This window comes from uncultured Cardiobacterium sp. (genome assembly GCF_938028825.1).
Taxonomy (GTDB): domain Bacteria; phylum Pseudomonadota; class Gammaproteobacteria; order Cardiobacteriales; family Cardiobacteriaceae; genus Cardiobacterium.
Genome location: NZ_CALIZP010000018.1, coordinates 1 through 16,176, shown reverse-complemented (window position 1 = coordinate 16,176; position 16,176 = coordinate 1). Strand labels below are relative to the sequence as shown.

General features: G+C 58.9%; 14 protein-coding genes. 3 read left to right on the top strand and 11 right to left on the bottom strand.

The genetic code is table 11. The annotated features are described in order from the left end of the window. The first annotated feature begins 72 nt into the window (after positions 1 to 72). Complete coding sequence (locus Q0562_RS02415) at positions 73 to 1,074, top strand: quinone-dependent dihydroorotate dehydrogenase (RefSeq protein WP_298640661.1); 1,002 nt, start codon at positions 73 to 75, stop codon at positions 1,072 to 1,074. A gap of 424 nt (positions 1,075 to 1,498) precedes the next feature. Here the strand turns inward: Q0562_RS02415 and Q0562_RS02410 are convergent, their stop codons facing one another. Next, positions 1,499 to 2,143, bottom strand: a complete 645-nt coding sequence (locus Q0562_RS02410) for an NAD-dependent epimerase/dehydratase family protein (RefSeq protein ID WP_366144675.1) — start codon at positions 2,141 to 2,143, stop codon at positions 1,499 to 1,501. A 428-nt stretch (positions 2,144 to 2,571) separates the two neighbouring features. After that, the gene (locus tag Q0562_RS02405) at positions 2,572 to 3,417 is read right to left on the bottom strand and encodes an NAD(P)-dependent alcohol dehydrogenase (RefSeq protein WP_298640659.1); all 846 of its coding nucleotides are present in this window, start codon (positions 3,415 to 3,417) and stop codon (positions 2,572 to 2,574) included. Between the two features lie 218 nt (positions 3,418 to 3,635). On the opposite strand from Q0562_RS02405, the gene Q0562_RS02400 reads away from it, so the two are divergent. Beyond that, positions 3,636 to 4,517, top strand: coding sequence for a DMT family transporter (locus Q0562_RS02400; RefSeq protein ID WP_298640657.1), 882 nt, complete (start codon positions 3,636 to 3,638; stop codon positions 4,515 to 4,517). Here the strand turns inward: Q0562_RS02400 and creB are convergent. Continuing rightward, positions 4,499 to 5,161: a two-component system response regulator CreB gene (gene creB / locus Q0562_RS02395; RefSeq protein WP_298640655.1), complete on the bottom strand. Its 663-nt coding sequence runs from the start codon at positions 5,159 to 5,161 to the stop codon at positions 4,499 to 4,501. The two genes, Q0562_RS02400 and creB, sit on opposite strands and share 19 nt — an antisense overlap. Positions 5,162 to 5,257: 96 nt before the next feature. Here creB and Q0562_RS02390 point away from each other — a divergent pair, with 96 nt between their 5' ends. Next, positions 5,258 to 5,821 carry a cytochrome b562 gene (locus tag Q0562_RS02390; RefSeq protein ID WP_298640653.1) on the top strand — a complete coding sequence of 188 codons (564 nt, stop codon included), beginning with the start codon at positions 5,258 to 5,260 and terminating at the stop codon, positions 5,819 to 5,821. Between the two features lie 45 nt (positions 5,822 to 5,866). Here Q0562_RS02390 and Q0562_RS02385 read toward each other — a convergent pair whose 3' ends face one another. The 8 genes from Q0562_RS02385 to Q0562_RS02350 all read right to left on the bottom strand — a co-directional run bounded on the left by Q0562_RS02385 (position 5,867) and on the right by Q0562_RS02350 (position 16,007). After that, the gene (locus Q0562_RS02385) at positions 5,867 to 6,220 is read right to left on the bottom strand and encodes a hypothetical protein (RefSeq protein WP_298640651.1); all 354 of its coding nucleotides are present in this window, start codon (positions 6,218 to 6,220) and stop codon (positions 5,867 to 5,869) included. 248 nt (positions 6,221 to 6,468) lie between these two features. Beyond that, positions 6,469 to 7,371 carry a GTPase Era gene (era, locus tag Q0562_RS02380; RefSeq protein WP_298640650.1) on the bottom strand — a complete coding sequence of 301 codons (903 nt, stop codon included), beginning with the start codon at positions 7,369 to 7,371 and terminating at the stop codon, positions 6,469 to 6,471. A gap of 152 nt (positions 7,372 to 7,523) precedes the next feature. Further along, the gene (locus Q0562_RS02375; protein ID WP_298640648.1) at positions 7,524 to 8,543 is read right to left on the bottom strand and encodes a hypothetical protein; all 1,020 of its coding nucleotides are present in this window, start codon (positions 8,541 to 8,543) and stop codon (positions 7,524 to 7,526) included. 5 nt (positions 8,544 to 8,548) lie between these two features. Further along, positions 8,549 to 9,214 carry a ribonuclease III gene (gene rnc / locus Q0562_RS02370; RefSeq protein ID WP_298640646.1) on the bottom strand — a complete coding sequence of 222 codons (666 nt, stop codon included), beginning with the start codon at positions 9,212 to 9,214 and terminating at the stop codon, positions 8,549 to 8,551. A 2-nt stretch (positions 9,215 to 9,216) separates the two neighbouring features. Next, on the bottom strand, positions 9,217 to 10,239 hold the full coding sequence (gene lepB / locus Q0562_RS02365; RefSeq protein WP_298640644.1) for a signal peptidase I: 1,023 nt from the start codon (positions 10,237 to 10,239) through the stop codon (positions 9,217 to 9,219). Between the two features lie 15 nt (positions 10,240 to 10,254). Then, positions 10,255 to 12,060 (bottom strand): translation elongation factor 4, encoded by a 1,806-nt coding sequence (gene lepA, locus Q0562_RS02360; RefSeq protein WP_298640642.1) that lies wholly within the window; start codon positions 12,058 to 12,060, stop codon positions 10,255 to 10,257. A gap of 261 nt (positions 12,061 to 12,321) precedes the next feature. Continuing rightward, positions 12,322 to 14,979, bottom strand: coding sequence for a DEAD/DEAH box helicase family protein (locus tag Q0562_RS02355; protein ID WP_298640640.1), 2,658 nt, complete (start codon positions 14,977 to 14,979; stop codon positions 12,322 to 12,324). Then, positions 14,979 to 16,007 carry a virulence RhuM family protein gene (locus Q0562_RS02350; RefSeq protein WP_298640638.1) on the bottom strand — a complete coding sequence of 343 codons (1,029 nt, stop codon included), beginning with the start codon at positions 16,005 to 16,007 and terminating at the stop codon, positions 14,979 to 14,981. Before Q0562_RS02350 ends, Q0562_RS02355 begins: the two co-directional genes overlap by 1 nt. Positions 16,008 to 16,176: the final 169 nt, after the last annotated feature.

The following is a 16,176-nucleotide window of genomic DNA, read 5'->3' as shown; positions in this document are numbered from 1 at the left end:
AAACCCGGCAACCACGCCGCCTGAACGCTACCGCATCCGTCCCCGGGCGGCATCATCCACACAGGAAACCTCATGAACCCCTACCACCTCGCCCGCCCGCTCCTCTTCCGCCTCGACCCCGAAAAAGCGCACGACCTCACCCTCGCCGCGCTTGCCCGCTTCCCGACCATCATGCCGAAAGGACAAGGCGGCCAGCCTGTCGAACTGCTGGGGCTGACCTTCCCGAACCGCCTCGGTCTCGCCGCCGGGCTGGATAAAAACGGCGTCGCCATCAGCGCCTTTGACCGCGCCGGCCTCGGCTTCATCGAAATCGGCACCGTCACCCCGCGCCCACAGCCGGGCAATGACCGCCCACGCCTCTACCGCCTGCCCGAACATCAGGCCATCATCAACCGCATGGGTTTCAACAACGACGGTATCGACGCCCTCATCGCGCGCGTTACCGCCACGCCGCGTCCACGTGCCATCCTCGGCATCAACCTCGGCAAAAACAAAAACACCCCGAACGAACAGGCGCTCTCTGACTACCTCATCGGCATCCAGAAAGCCTGGGCACATGCCGACTACCTCGCCATCAACATCTCCTCGCCGAACACCGCCGGCCTGCGCGACCTGCAACACGGCGCTGCCCTGCGTACCCTGCTGACAGGCATCAAGAGTGAACAACAGCGCCTTGCCGCATCCACACAAAAACACGTCCCCATCGTCGTCAAAATCGCCCCCGACCTCGATGACGACGCGCTCAACGACCTGCTCGACACCATCGCCGCCTGCGGCATCGATGGCATCATCGCTACCAACACCACCCTCGACAAAAGCACCGTCGCCAGCCACCCGCACGGCAGCGAACAAGGAGGGCTGTCCGGTGCGCCGCTCACCGCCAAATCCACCGCCATCCTCACCAAAATCCGCGCCCGCCTGCCGGAAATCCCACTCATCGCCGCCGGCGGGGTGATGAACGCCGCCGATATGCAGGCCAAACTCGATGCCGGCGCTGACCTCGTGCAAATCTACACCGGCCTTATCTACCACGGCCCGCAGCTTATCCGCGACTGCCTGCGCCAACTCGGTTAAAAGACGCCCATAAACGCCGCCGACTTCGCCCGCTATTGCTACCTCGAAAAACAGCGCATGACGCAGGAAACCTTCGCCGAGGGCCCCTGCCCCAGCGCAGTGAATGCCAAAATTCGCGCCCTCCGCCTGGACGACAGGCAAACCGCGCTCCGCAAAGAAGCCGTATCCCTGCTGCTGACCGATGCCTACTACACCCTCCTGCCGGGGCTGGACGGCAGCTGCCCCATTGGCGATGCCGAACAGCAAACCTACCGGCTCTACGACGAAGCAGATAACCTGCTGAGGGAGACGGCGACCTGGAAGCCGCCGCTTACGCCTACTTTCATGAAGGGCAATATGAAGAAGAGAACCCGCCTTGCGGGGCTGATGGATGACCGCAAACAGCAACGGCCCTTGCGGGCCGTTTTTTGTTCAGGAAAATGCGTTACAGGCGGAAATCATCCCGCCAGGCCGGGAAATCGCGGCGGAATTTGTCGCTCTTCACCTGCGGGCAGGCTTCGGCGACGTTGTAGATGCCGCTTACCGTGCCGTCCAGCGCCAGCAGGGCAGCGTAGGCGGCGGCGTCTGTGTGCAGCGGCGGCAGGCCGGGCGGCACGGCCGCGATACCGGAGGCACCGCCGTAGAGCATGCCGTAACGCAGGATGATGCCGGGGTTGCCGCCTGCCAGCACCCGGGTTTCGAGGCTGTGCACGGCGCGGGCGGTTTCGCCGTAGGCGGGATCGGTGAAATCCAGCAGCGGCGCGGTTTCGTCATGCGGTTCGTTGCCCGCCGCATAAACGAAGGCGATGCTCTGCGCAATGATTTTTTTGACGCCCGCCGCCCGGGCGGCGCGGACGAGGTTGCGCGTGCCTTCGTCGCGGATGCGGGCGTTGCGCACGAGGGCGGCTTCCATTTCGGCGGGATTCAGGCCGTCGGGCAGGTCGGTGAGCTGGTGCAGCACGGTGTCGGGTTTGGCGGCGGCAACGGCGGCTTCCAGACGTCCGGCGTCGAAGACGTCCACGATGACGGGTTTGACGCCGAGGGCGGCGAGGCGCCCGGCTTTGTCGGCACTGCGGGTGGTGCCGTACACGATGTGGCCTGCATCCAGCAGCAGTTTGCACAGGGCAGACCGATGACGCCGCCGGCGCCAGCGAAAAAGAGGGTTTGTTTCATAGTGTGTTTCTTTGTCGGGGAGAGGGGGATGGGCAGGCCTTTCCCGCCCTGCCCGCCCGCTTCATGCGGGCCGGCTTCAGGCCGCGCCTTTGCCCATGTCGATGACGTAGCGGTAGCGGGCTTTTTGGCAATCACGTCCTGCCAGCGTTGACCGATGTCTTCGGGTTTGACGAGTTCGATAGCGGCCTGGATGTTGTTGGCGGCGCAGTAGTCGATGACTTCCTGCATTTCCTTGACCGAGCCGACCAGCGAACCGCTGAAATTGACGCGGTTGAGCGAAGTGGTCAGGACGTTAATCTGGTTCGGCTTTTCAAAGTCGCCGACGCCGATAAGGCACAGGGTGCCTTAGCGTTTCAGGGTGCTCAGGACGCCGTCCATTTCGAACTGGTAGGGGACGGTGGCGAGGATGAAGTCGAAGTGGCGGAAGTGCCTGGTGATGGCGTCGGGGTCGAAGTTGAGGATGACTTCGCGCGCACCGAAGCGTTTGGCGTCTTCGATTTTTTCCGGCGAGGTGGTGAAGACGGTCACATCCGCGCCCATCGCGGTGGCGAGTTGCACGGCGTTGTGCCCGACGCCGCCCATGCCGACGACGCCGACTTTGCTGCCTTTGCCCACTTTCCAGTTGACGAGCGGCGAATAGGCGGTAACGGCGGAGCACATTATCGGCGCGGCGACGGCCAGCGGCATGGTATCGGGGATGCGGATAACGAAGCGGTCCTTGACGACGATGACGTCGGAATAACCGCCCTGGGTGTAGCCGCCGGGGTCGCGCGCTTCCGAGGTCGGCTGGCCGTAGGTGAAGACGGCGCCGCCGGGTGTTTCGCAATATTGCTCGTGCCCGCCCCGACACTCGCGGCAATGGCCGCAGGAATCGACGAAACAGCCGACGCCGACGCGATCGCCCACCTTGAATTTCGTAACGTTCTTGCCGACGGCGGTCACGAGCCCGGCGATTTCATGCCCGGTAACCTGCGGCACTTTCTGCTCGCGCGCCCAGTGTCCGAGGCCGGTATGCGCATCGCTGTGGCAAATGCCGCAGTAATGGATGTCGATGGCGACATCATCATCGGCCAGCGCGCGGCGCTTGAAATCGAGCGGCGCGAGTTTGCCGGAAAAGTCGCTGAATGCGTAGCCATGTGCGGGAATCGGCTTGCTGTAATCGTAGGTGCGGTAATCGGTCTTGCCGGACACGAGAACGTTCAGCGGCAGCAATGCCGCCAGCGCGCGCAGCGGGCGGAAGCTGATGACGGCGGCGATACTGCTCAGGCGGCGGCGGGACGTGTTGACATCATCGTGCGGGGGTCTCTTGCATGACTATCCTTAAAAAAATAATGGAATGAGGCGTTCGCGCGGGCTTCTCGTGCCGCGAAAACGCGGGCATCATACGGGATTTCCCCGGAGGACAAACCATGCAAGCTCCCCACTCCCGCTACGCCGCGCCGCTGCTGCTCATCGGCTGCGTCATCTTCGGCCTCGGCAGCCTGATTGTGAAATTCGTCGCCGTCGGCTCCTATGCCATCGCCTTCTGGCGGCTTGCCATCGCCGCCGTCATCTTCTACATCCTCGCGCGCCTCTTCCATCACGCCTTCCCGCAGAGTCGCCGCGCCATCGCCACCGCGCTGCTCTCCGGCGTCTTCCTCGCCTTCGACCTCGCCCTGTGGCACGAAAGCATCCACGCCGTCGGCCCCGGCATTTCCACCCTCCTGAACAGCCTGCAAATCTTCTTCCTCACCGCCATCGGCATTGCCTGCTTCGGCGAACGGCCAAGCGCCCTGCAAAACCTCAGCCTGCTGCTTGCCATCGGCGGCGTGGCACTCATCGGCAGCCCCGAATTCGGGCATAACGGCAACGCGGTGTGGGGCTTTATCAGCGGTACGGCCTCAGGCGCGCTGCTGGCGCTTTCCATGCTCTGCGTGCGCAAGACGCATCAAATCGAAAAAACCAGTCTCTTCCCGCTGATGATGATTTTGAGCCTGGGCGGCGCGCTGGCGCTGATCATGCCCGCGCTCTTCTTCAACCGGGGCGCACTCTACCCGACGACACTGCACGACATCACGCTGGTGTTCATCTACGGCGCGGTGATGCAGTGCTTCGCCTGGGGGCTGATTGCCTATGCCATCCCGCTGCTGACCCTGTCGCTGACCGGCCTGCTGCTGCTTTCCGAACCGGTCGCAGCGCTGATCATCGACTACTTCTGGCTGCACAAACCCATCAGCGCCGTGCAGTGGGGCGGGGCGGCGCTGACGCTGGCCGCCATTTATCTCGGCTCGCTTCAGCGTTCCAGCACGTAGCCGTAACCGCGCCGGGTGCGGATGGGGTCGGCGTCCGGCGCGATGGCGCGCAGTTTTTGCCGCAGCGTCTTGATGTGGCTGTCCACGGTGCGGTTGTCGATATGGTCAGGGTGGTCCCACAGCGTGTTAACGAGCCGGTCGCGGTCGAACGTCTGCCCGGCGTGGGTGAGCAGGTGGCGCAGCAGGCGGTATTCATAGCGGGTGAGATCCAGCGTCTGCCCGTGGTAGCTGATGGTCTGCGCGTCTTCGTTCACCTGCCAGACATCAGCCGCCCTGCCCTGCCCTTCACTGCGGCGGCACACCGCCTTGATGCGCGAAATCAGCTCGCGGCTGCTGAACGGCTTGCCGCAATAATCATCCGCGCCGAGTTCGAGGCCGACGATGCGGTCCACCTCTTCATTGCGTGCGGTGAGGAAAATCAGCGGCGTCGCCCGGTCGCGGCGGATGCGGCGGCAGAGTTCAAAGCCGTCCGTATCCGGCAGGCCGACATCAAGAATGATGCAGTCAAACGCCTGCTGTTGCAGGGCTTCGAGGGCGGCAATGCCGGTGTCGCGCCAGACGACCTGCCAGTGCTCGCGGGCAAGGGCATAAGCGAGCGGGTCGGCAATGGCGGGATCGTCTTCAATCAAAAGAATCTGTTTCATGGCCGGATTATAACGTGGCGTTAAGCGCGCGTTCAGGGCGGGGGGCTAAGATAGGCCGCGTCTGCATCCCGGCAGGCGACAACCAGAGAGGTACACATGAAAAAAACATTTTTGCCACTGTTACTCGCCCTCGGCGCGCCCGCGCTGGCCTTTAACGACAACGCCGTGGACATGGCCGAGCCGACCCCGCCCTCGAAAGTGACGACCACATCGACGGTAACGACCAGCCGCACCGTCGGCGTGGGGGAAAGCGCCACCACCACGCAGGAAACCGCCGCGCCGGTTACTGACGTACAGGAAGCCGTCGCCACCGACAAACTGCCTGCGCCGCAAAAATACGATGATGCCAACGCGCAGCAGACCATGAAACTGCTCAACAAAAACTTCCGCGCCCTGCAACAGGCGAAAACCGTAGAAGAAATGGCCGAACCGCTGCATCTCCTCTCCGCCTACGCCGACCAAGCGCAAGTGCTGGGGCTCGGCCGCGACGTGCCGAACAGCCGGCAGCAAGCCTATGTGGACGAACTGGCGCAATTCCGCCAGGCGATAGCCGTGCTGCGCGGCCATGTCGAAGCGGGCGATTACGACGCCGCCAAGGCGCAGTTGCAGACCCTCGACGGCTTGCGGCAAAGCGGCAGCAAAATGTTCCGCCTGGAATAACCGCTGCATGACCTCCCCAAAAAAGCCCCTTACGGGGCTTTTTTATCAATAAAACACCCAATATTTCGCCGCTTCGCCTTCGCCTTCCTGAATAATCATCAGCCAGTCCACATCGCCCTTCTCGGCAATATAAACATCGCGGTGAATGGACTGCTGAATCGGCGAATTGTGGCGGATGGCCTCCTCCACCCGCTCCACCATGCCGCTATAAGCACGCGGTGTGAGCGTGGCGGCAGAATAAGCGATGATTTTCGGACGCGGGCACTTGTTGATCAGCGACAACACGGTAATCAGCGCCGCGTTGGAACTGAGCAGATTGCCAATCTTGCCGAACAACTCCTGCTTCTCATAAACGGCTGTACTGGTGACGGTTTTCAGATAATCGGCCAGATGCTTCATGATGACTCCTGTTGACACACGGGGTTAAGACCTGTGAATTATAAGCCCTTTTCCGCAGTATCATTGTGGTTTATCCGGGGATTGTGCTGTGGATTTTTGTGAATAGACGACAGCAACAAATCACCCCTCCCCGCCGGAAGCCATCGCCACCAACAACTCGACCGCCTGCAATAACAACTGCCGCTGCGGCGCATCCAGCCGCGCCAGCAACCCTTGCAGCCGCAGCGCCGGTTTTTTGTCGGCGGTGTTTAGTTGTCTTCCGTGCCGCTGCCGCTGCCCATGCTGTGCACGATGGCGTCGTTGTCGCGCCAGTTGTCTTTGACTTTGACGTGGTTGCGCAGCATCACTTTTTTTTCCAGCATTTGTTCGAGTTCTTCGCGCGCGCGCTGGCCGATGAGGCGCAGGGTCTGGCCGCCTTTGCCGATGACGATGCCTTTCTGGCTGGCGCGTTCGACAAGGATGGTGGCGTCAATGTCCACCAGGCGTTCGTTTTCTTGGTATTGGTCGATGATGACGCCGAGGGCGTAGGGGATTTCCTGGTGCAGGTAACGGAAGATTTTTTCGCGGATGATTTCCGCCGCCATGAAGCGCATCCCCGCCGTGGTGATGTGGTCTTCGGGGTAGATCCACGGCTGTTCGGGCAGGAGCGGGATGAGCGTTTTTTCGAGATCGGCGAGATTTTGTTCGTGCAGGGCGGAGACGGGGATGATGGCCTGCCAGTTGCCGCGTTCATGGATGCGGGCAAGTTCGGGCATCAGCGCGCTTTTGTCGCGCAGACGGTCGATTTTGTTGAGGATTTGCAACGCAGGTTTGTCCTGTTTTTGCAGGGCGTCGGCGATGCGGTCGTCTTCGTCCGTCCAGTTCCCCGCTTCGCTGACGTGCAGGATAAGGTCAACGTAGTCCATGCTTTGCCAGGCAGTGCGGTTCATGTGGCGGTTGATGGCTTTGTCGCGTTTCTGGTGAATGCCGGGGGTATCGACGAAGATAAGCTGGTTGTCGCCGCTGGTGTGGATGCCGAGCAGGGCGTGCCGCGTGGTTTGCGGTTTGCGGCTGGTGATAGCGATTTTCTGGCCGATGAGGTGGTTGATGAGGGTGGATTTGCCGACGTTGGGACGGCCGACGACGGCGATGTGTCCGGCGCGCGTGTTCATGGGGTTTCCTGGTTGGGGGGTTAGGGGATGGGGGGGCGCTTCGCGGTTGGTTTACTGCTCTCCTGGGTTCCCATGAAAAGGCAGACGCTTTTTTCATGGGGAGCCCCGTCCCTCCCCCACGGGGGAGGGGCTTTGGAGGGCATCATTTACATTCACCTGAGCGCTCGAGGTGTATCTAAACGGGCTGGCTCGGGCAGGTCGGTGGCGGTTCTGTCGTGGTTGTGCCGATTGAGGTCGTTGTTGTGCAGCAGATGTTGTTTGATGTCGTTCCGGCGGGCGAGGGCGGCGTCAATGCTCTGGCGGCGCGCGGCCTGTTGTCCGGCCGGGGTGTTGTTGAGGCTGCTCCAGCTGTGGCTGGAGATGATGTCACCGCTTTGGTCACTCTGCCAGGCGAGGAGCGGGGTGCCGTCCGGGGCGTAGAGGCTTTCGCCTTCTTCGCAGTAGAAGGCGGTGTAGCAGCTGCCAATGCGCCCATGTTGGTATTCAAGGGCGAGGATGTGGCCGTCGTCGTAGTAGTAGCGTGTGCCTGCGGTGGCGTTGCCGCCGATGGCGTAGTAATCGTTGTCGCTGCCGGGGCGGGGTTTTTGCGCGATGAGGCGGCCTTTGCGGTAGTAGCTCAGGTATCCGGCAGGCTGGCCGTCATGGTAGTGCTGGATGGCGTACACGCTGCCGTCCTGGTTGTACCAGACGAGTTTGCTGTCGGCGTTGATGATGATGGTGGCTCGCGGGTCGCCGTAGCGGTTGAGGATGTATGGCGCGGTGCGTGGGCGGTCGCTGTTTTGGTAGTAGTCCTGGATAACCAGGCGGCCATCGGCGGTTTCGCCAAGGATTTTGCGGTGGCCGTTGTTGGCCGGGATGTCTTTAGCGGGGTGGTAGGGGGTGTAGGTGATGTCGGTTTTGGCAGCCGTGGCGGCGTCGTATGTGCTGGCGGGCTGCGGCAGCAGGGCGGGCGGGGCGTCCATGCTGTCGGGTTCAGGGGCGGCGCTGCTCAAGGTGCGCAGGTTGTAGCCGATGTAGGGGTTGGAAGCGGGTTCGCTGTTCGGGTCTGTGAAGGTGGGCAGGTTGTAGTGGTTGTAGGGGTGGGTGGCGGGTTCGCTGTTCGGTTTGGCAAAGGTGGGCAGGTTGGCAGCGAGGGCGAGCAGGAGGGGGATGGCGATGTGTTTGTGGTTCATGGGGGTTATTTGTGGTTTTGGTATTGGGCGAGCAGTGCGGCGGCAGCCTGCTGTTCGGCTTTTTTACGGCTGCTGCCGCTGGCTTCGGCAATGTATTCGCCGCTGCTGGCGCGAATTTGGAATTCACGCGCATGTTCGGGGCCGCTTTCGCTGATGATTTGGTAGTCCGGCAGCGGCAGGCCGCGGCCTTGCAGGTATTCTTGCAGTTGCGTCTTGGGGTCTTTGAGCGGGGTGGCGGTCTGCGGCAGGGCGACGAGTTCCGGGGCGATCAGCGCGAGGGTGACGCTTTCGCAGGTGGGGTAGTCGCTATCAAGGTACACGGCGGCGATGAGCGCTTCGACGGCGTCAGCGAGGATGGAGGCGCGCCGTGCGCCGCCGGTTTTGAGTTCGCCCGAGCCAAGGCGCAGGTGTTCGCCGAGGTTGAGGCGGCGGGCGACGCCGACCAGGCTGTCTTCTTTGACGATGGTGGCGCGCAAGCGGGTGAGGTCGCCTTCGGGGACGGCGGGGCGGTTGTTGTAGATCCAGATGCTGCTGATGGTTTCCAGCAGGGCGTCGCCGAGGTATTCGAGGCGTTCGTTGTGTTTGGCGCTGTGGCTGCGGTGGGTCAGGGCGCGGGTGAGGTGGTCAGGGTCACGGAAGGTGTAGCCGAGCGCTTTTTCGATGGGATGCATGGTTAGTGAATGGTTTTGCCGATGTGGTTGCACTCACCCTTGCCAAGCAGGCAGTTGCTGTTCATCCAGATAATGGTCGCTTTGCCGACGAGGTTGGCTTCGGGGACGAAGCCCCAGGCGCGGCTGTCTTCGCTGTCGTCGCGGTTATCGCCCATGACGAAGTAGTGGCCTTCGGGCACGGTGAGGCTGCCTTCGACCATGCCAGGGCGGGTGTTGGGGTTTTGCGGGTAGAGCTGGGCGAGGTGGTCGCGACCGCCGAGGGTTTCTTTGTAGGTGACGGCGGGGATGGTGATTTTCAGGCCGCCTTCGTATTCACGGGTGATTTCGCGGGTTTCGCCGACGGGTTCGAGCGGCTGTGCTTCGCCGTTGATCCAGACGCGGTCGTGGTCGTAGCGGATGTGGTCGCCGGGCAGGCCGATGACGCGTTTGATGTAGTGCAGCGAGGGGTTTTGCGGGTAGCGGAAGACGATGACGTCGCCACGCTGCACGCTGCCGGTCGGGATGATGGTGCTGCGCAGTACGGGCAGTTTGATGCCGTAGCTGTATTTGCTGGTAAGGATGAAGTCGCCGTCGTAGAGGTTCGGCTCCATCGAGCCGGAGGGGATGCGGAAGGGTTCCCAGAGGAAGGAGCGGATGAACCACACGGCGAAGAGTACCCAGAACATGCCGCCGAAGAATTCGATGAATTTTTCCTGCGGGTAAACGGGGTGTTTCAGCCAGTAGAGTTCGCCGCCGCTGAGCGGCTCGCCGTTCGTGAGTTTGTTTTGCGCACTGTCGAAGGCTTTTTGGTGTTTGCGCGGCACACCGCGACGGCTTTGCAGCACGGTGGCGAGGCGGTTGGCATAGGCAAGGCGGTCTTCGGGGCTGATGTCATCCCGCTTGAAGGCGCGATAGAGGCGTTTGCGCGTTTTGCGGTAGCTGTGGCCGTCGATGAGGTAGAAGATGAAGCAGACGAGAACGGTGATGGTGAGGATCAGCTCGAAGTGGGTCATGAAGGCGCCCAGTATCTGCTGGATGTAGTTCATTGTGGGTTTCCTTGTTTAGTTGCTGTTGGTATCGACTTTGAGGACGGCGAGGAAGGCTTCTTGCGGGATTTCCACGCTGCCGACCTGTTTCATCCGTTTTTTGCCCGCTTTTTGTTTTTCGAGCAGTTTGCGTTTGCGGGTCACGTCGCCGCCGTAACATTTGGCGAGCACGTTTTTCCGCAGCGCTTTCACGGTCGAGCGGGCGATAATCTGGTTGCCGATGGCCGCCTGGATGGCGACTTCAAACATTTGCCGGGGGATGAGGTCGCGCATCCGTTCCACCAGCTCGCGGCCACGTGTCTGCGCGTGTTCGCGGTGGATGATGATGGAAAGGGAATCGACTTTGTCGCCGTTAATCAGCACATCGAGGCGGACGAGGTTGGCGGGCTCGAAGCGGCGGAATTCGTAGTCAAAGGAAGCAAAGCCGCGCGAGACGGATTTGAGGCGGTCGAAGAAATCAAGCACCACTTCGCTCATCGGCATTTCAAAGTGCAGTTGCACCTGCTGCCCTGCGAACTGCATGTCCTTCTGCACGCCGCGTTTTTCGATGCACAGACCGATGACCGCGCCGAGATAGTCTTTCGGCACGAGGATGTTGGCGATGATAATCGGCTCGCGGATTTCGGCGATGTGGTTGGTCGGCGGCAGTTTGCTGGGGTTGTCGATGTGGATGGTTTCTCCGGCGGTGGTTTCGACTTCATAAACGACCGTCGGCGCGGTGGTGATGAGGTCGAGGTCGTATTCGCGTTCGAGGCGTTCCTGCACGATTTCCATGTGCAGCATCCCCAGAAAACCGCAGCGGAAGCCGAAGCCCAGCGCCTGCGAGGTTTCCGGTTCGTAGAAGAGCGAGGCGTCGTTCAGGCGCAGTTTCGCCAGCGCCTCGCGCAGGTCTTCGTAATCATCCGACTCGACCGGAAACAGCCCGGCGAAGACGCGCGGCTGCACCTTCTGGAAGCCGGGCAGACGTTCGGCGGTGGGGCGGGCGGCATCGGTCAGGGTATCGCCGACGGGCGCGCCGTTGATGTCCTTGATACCGGCGATGACGAAGCCGACTTCACCCGCGCGCAGTTCCGTGCGGTCCTGCGCCTTCGGGGTGAAAATGCCGAGCTTGGTGATGAGGTGTTCGTCGCCGCTGCTCATCACCTGCATCTTCTGCCGCACTTTCAGCGTGCCGTCAAAAACGCGCACCAGCGACACCACGCCGACATAACTGTCAAACCACGAATCAATGATGAGCGCCTTCACCGGCGCACCGGGGTCGCCCTGCGGCGCGGGGATTTTCTCGATGATCTGTTCCATAAGGTCCTCGATGCCCTCGCCCGTTTTCGCGCTGACTTTCAGCGTTTCCGCCGTATCCAGACCGATGATTTCCTCAATTTCCTCCATGACGCGCTCCGGCTCGGCGCTGGGCAGATCGATTTTATTGAGGACGGGCAGCACTTCCAGATTCTGCTCGATGGCGGTGTAACAGTTGGCGACCGACTGCGCCTCCACGCCCTGCGCCGCATCCACCACCAACAGCGCGCCCTCGCAGGCATAAAGCGAGCGCGAAACTTCATAAGAAAAATCCACGTGGCCGGGGGTGTCGATGAAATTGAACTGATAGGTCTGCCCGTCCTTCTTCGAGGTGTAATTGAGCGAGACGCTTTGCGCCTTGATAGTGATGCCGCGTTCCCGTTCCAAATCCATGGAATCAAGGACTTGCGCTTCCATTTCACGCTCGGACAAGCCGCCGCACATCTGGATGAAACGGTCGGAAAGCGTGGATTTGCCGTGATCGATATGGGCGATGATGGAAAAATTGCGGATGCGCTCAAGCATGGGCGTAGTTGTCCGGGTAAATGGGAAGGGGCGGCATTATATAGCGCTTTTTACGGCGCGGAACCTTCACCGGACAGGGTACAGAGGCTTTGCACGCTACGCTTATGCCCGCGTTGAGCCCGGCATTTATCCCGCTTGACGGCATTTTGGACAGCACGATAATGCTACGGCAGAGAGAAAAATGTAGAGACGTTGCCGGCAACGTCTCAAAAACGAAAGACGCAGCGACAAAATCCAGTATTTACGCTGCTTGGCACCTGTTCAAGCATCCACCGCAAAGCGCGCAAAATCCGCCAGTTTTTTCGCTTCATTGACTTCATCATGCGCAATCAGGAGATAGCGCCACGGTTTGCCGCCGTGTGTCCGGGCGTATGCAGCGGCGTGTTTGCACCATTCGACGGCAGCGGCGCTTTTCGCCCGCACTTCCGGCGTTTCCATATCCGCGCGCGCTTTGATTTCTGCAAGCCAGACGGCGTCAGCGGTTTCCACGACGAAATCGGGGATGTATTCGCGGTTTTCCGTGCCGAGCTGGTAATAGATCTGGAATTGTCCTTTGGCGGGTTTGAACCATTTTTCGGCGTCGCGTTCCAAAATGACGGCGAAGCGGCGTTCGGTATCGGAATCGAATTTCTGCCGGGGGTACAGGCATTTTTGGAAATCGCCGAATAGCATTTGCCGGATGCGGTTCACGTCTTTCGGCGTTTCCCGTACAGGATGGACGGGCTCACCGGCATTCACGGTGTAATGGCAGGGTTTCAAGGCGCTAAATCCCCGGCTGACTTTCACTTCATAAGCCGTCGCCTTTTCCCAGAAATGCGCCATCATTTGTGCGTGGATATGTTTGGCAATCAGGCGGCGGTTTTTATCGAGCACGTCCAGCGCCTCGTCTGCGGAGAGATAGCTGTGCAAATGCGCCACCATTTGTCCGGCCAGGTCATAAAGCAGTTCGGACTGGCTGAAATAATCGATATCGTCAAAATCCATCAGGGCATGGACGATATAGTCTTCGGGGCGCTTCTCTTTTATCCCCAATCCGGCAGAGAGGCTGCTTTGTGCGTTGGTATGCAGATTCTGAATCAGGATTTCCCGCTCGCCCGGTTGCAGATGCAGGCCGCTGGTATCGAGGGTGAAGGGATAAAAGCCGCTGCTGACTTCACCGCCGGGCTGCACGGTAATGCGCGGGATGTCGATGGTGTTATCGACCAGGATTTGCGTCGCCTGCGCGACGAAGGCGGCAATATCCGGAGGGTCAGCGGGTAATAATTCGCCCTGCGCGGCTTGCAGGCTTTGCTGCACATTCGCGGTGATTTGCGCCTGAATTTCGGGCTTGAGCAAAGCTTGGGATGTCGGCACTTCTTGCGGCCTGTATTCATATTGGCCTATGGCTTCCATTACGGCGCGGGCAACCGGTAACGCATCACCCGTCATTGCCCCATCGTTCCCGGTGAGCAGGGTTTCGGCATTGCTGGTGATTTGTACGCTGGCTTTATGCTCATTGGCGCTGGGGGCATCGAGGATGACCTGTTTCAGTTGCAAGACGGAATCGCCCCGGTTGGCCTCGTCAATAATTTCCTGAAAGCGGTCATGCGCGACGATACTCAGCAAATCCACCGCTTCCACGCCGGTGCGTTTGCCATAAGGCAGGCGCAGGCCGCGCCCGATGGATTGCTCTATCAGGGTGCGGGCATTGGCGGCGCGCAATGGCACGATGGTGTAGAGATTGGTAACGTCCCAGCCTTCTTTGAGCTTATTGACGTGAATGACGATTTCCGTCGGTTCATCCACGCTTTCCACGGCAAGCAGCCGCGCAATCATTTCCTCTTCTTCTTTGCCCGATTTGCTGGAATCCACTTGAATGACTTTGCCTTGATAGCGCCCGCCATAGAAATCTCCCGATTCCAGCAAGGCCAATAATTGCGCGGCGTGGGTCGTATCGAGGGCTATCACCAGCATAAAGGGTTTAATGACGGCAACGCCGTTTGCATGGGCATAGGTTTGCAATTCCGCTTTGGTGTTTTCATGCAGGCGGACGCCGTCTTCCAGTTTGATTTTCTCGATTTCTGCCGACGTGTAATTATCGGTATTGAAATCGCGCTGGGTGACAGCGGCGGGCATTTTTACAAAGCCGTCGTGCATGGCCTGCGCCAGCGGGTAATTCATTACCACGTTCTGGAAAGGAACCGGCCCTTTATGGGATTCGGTGAAGGGTGTGGCGGTGAGTTCCAGACCAAAAAGCGGGTTTAATTCATTAATGGCGCGCATGCCCGCCTGGGCGCGGTAGCGGTGCGATTCGTCCATCAGCAGCACCAAATCGGGCAGATTGGCGAGATAGTTAAAATAACTGTCGCCCAGGACTTCACGCATCCGCTTGATGCGCGGTTCCTTGCCGCCGCGTACTTCACTGTTAATTTTGGATATATTAAAAACATTGATGCGAATGTCATGCAAAAATCCTTGTGGCAAACTGTCTGTTAATGCTGCACCTTCATTCTCGTAAGTATCACCAGTAATGACGATAGGCCTATTCAGAGAAAATTTACTGATGCCCTTGAATACATATTTCGGTGTATTCGGGGTGAAATCGGCAATTAATTTATTATAGATAGTGAGATTCGGCGCAAGGACAAAGAAATTGCTGATGCCATGCGCCAAATGCAGATAAGCGATGAAAGCGCCCATCAAGCGGGTTTTGCCGACGCCGGTCGCCAGGGCAAAACACAGGGACGGAAATTCCCGCTCGAAATCGCGCAAATCCGGAAACTCGGCTTTGAGTTTTGCCAGCACCGCCGCGACATCCCGCTTTTTCTTCAGCATTTCCGGCGCGGCATCCAATGCCTGTTTCAGCTTCGCCAAACTTTCCGCTTGCGGTGCACGCAAAGACAAACGCCCGTTGATGTAGTTTTGAGTTCTGATGCTCATTATTCTTCCCTTTGTTTACTTTGTTTCAGCAAGCGGTCAAAGTCGCTTTCAAACAATCTGTCCTGCACAATACGGTATTTTTCAAATTCGCTTTCGGCGTGTGCTTTAGCGATTTCTGCCGTAACCTTGCCCGCATCTTGCAACACTTCACGGTCGGTAGCATCGATAAAACGGTTCAGACGGGTTTCCCAATCCTGCATTGTCATCGGGATATGGCGTTTTGCCATATCTTCGGCAATTTCCAAATAAGCATTTACCAAACGGGAAAGTTGAGCCATTTCATCTTCGTTTAAATAATTTTTGGCAACAGATACATCAAATTTCTGAATTTTCCCATGCGGCGCATCTTTCCAAGTTTGCAAGCCCATATGCGGCTTATCGGCGTCGGCGCGGTGGTAAACCACTTCGGCGGCAGTTTGCCCGTGAATCGCCCAATGCAGCTTATTTTGCACCGTCGCAAAAAAGCGTTTGGTTGCCTTGGCGGTAACGTCATAATCGATAGCCGTCGCATAAATATCAGTAATCTTTTGATAGAACTTGCGTTCAGATAAACGGATTTCGCGAATCCGTTGCAGTTGCTCTTCAAAATAATCTTCCGTAAAAACAGAACCGCCGTTTTTCAAACGCTCATCGTCCATCACATAGGCTTTGATGGTGAAACTTTCGACAATTCCAGTCGCCCATTTGCGAAACTGCACCGCCCGCTCAGAATTGACCTTGTAACCCACGGCAATAATGGCGGAGAGATTGTAATGTTTGGTGTTGTAGTTTTTGCCGTCATCGGCAGTTATCCGAAAATTTCGGATAACTGAATTTTCTTCTAACTCACTGTCTAAAAATATTTTTTTTAGATGATAATTGATCGTTCGTACATCAATATCATACAGCGCAGCCATCATTTTCTGCGTCAACCAAACATTTTCATCGGCATACACCGCCTGCACGCCGTTTTCGCGGTTTGCCGCCACAAAGGTCAGATACTCCGCTGCCGACGAACGGGTAATGGATATTTCATGCTTTTTAGTCATTGTTTTCCCTCGTCATCAATCATCCAACAACCTGTTGGACAATTTCTGCAATTTGTGCAGCAGGTTGCTGCACAAATAAGGTTTCGGCTCGGAATGGGTAGGTCGAAGCCTTCACCAGCCATTGCCCATAGTCGGCGGGCATCATCAGGGTTTCCTCACGCATCGCCAT

Coding starts and splice junctions, on each gene's coding strand:
- Q0562_RS02390 (WP_298640653.1), top strand. CDS start 5,258: ATGAAAAAAACATTTTTGCCACTGTTACTCGCCCTCGGCGCGCCCGCG.
- Q0562_RS02400 (WP_298640657.1), top strand. CDS start 3,636: ATGCAAGCTCCCCACTCCCGCTACGCCGCGCCGCTGCTGCTCATCGGC.
- Q0562_RS02375 (WP_298640648.1), bottom strand. CDS start 8,543: ATGAACCACAAACACATCGCCATCCCCCTCCTGCTCGCCCTCGCTGCC.
- lepB (WP_298640644.1), bottom strand. CDS start 10,239: ATGAACTACATCCAGCAGATACTGGGCGCCTTCATGACCCACTTCGAG.
- era (WP_298640650.1), bottom strand. CDS start 7,371: ATGAACACGCGCGCCGGACACATCGCCGTCGTCGGCCGTCCCAACGTC.
- lepA (WP_298640642.1), bottom strand. CDS start 12,060: ATGCTTGAGCGCATCCGCAATTTTTCCATCATCGCCCATATCGATCAC.
- creB (WP_298640655.1), bottom strand. CDS start 5,161: ATGAAACAGATTCTTTTGATTGAAGACGATCCCGCCATTGCCGACCCG.
- Q0562_RS02415 (WP_298640661.1), top strand. CDS start 73: ATGAACCCCTACCACCTCGCCCGCCCGCTCCTCTTCCGCCTCGACCCC.
- rnc (WP_298640646.1), bottom strand. CDS start 9,214: ATGCATCCCATCGAAAAAGCGCTCGGCTACACCTTCCGTGACCCTGAC.
- Q0562_RS02355 (WP_298640640.1), bottom strand. CDS start 14,979: ATGAGCATCAGAACTCAAAACTACATCAACGGGCGTTTGTCTTTGCGT.
- Q0562_RS02385 (WP_298640651.1), bottom strand. CDS start 6,220: ATGAAGCATCTGGCCGATTATCTGAAAACCGTCACCAGTACAGCCGTT.
- Q0562_RS02350 (WP_298640638.1), bottom strand. CDS start 16,007: ATGACTAAAAAGCATGAAATATCCATTACCCGTTCGTCGGCAGCGGAG.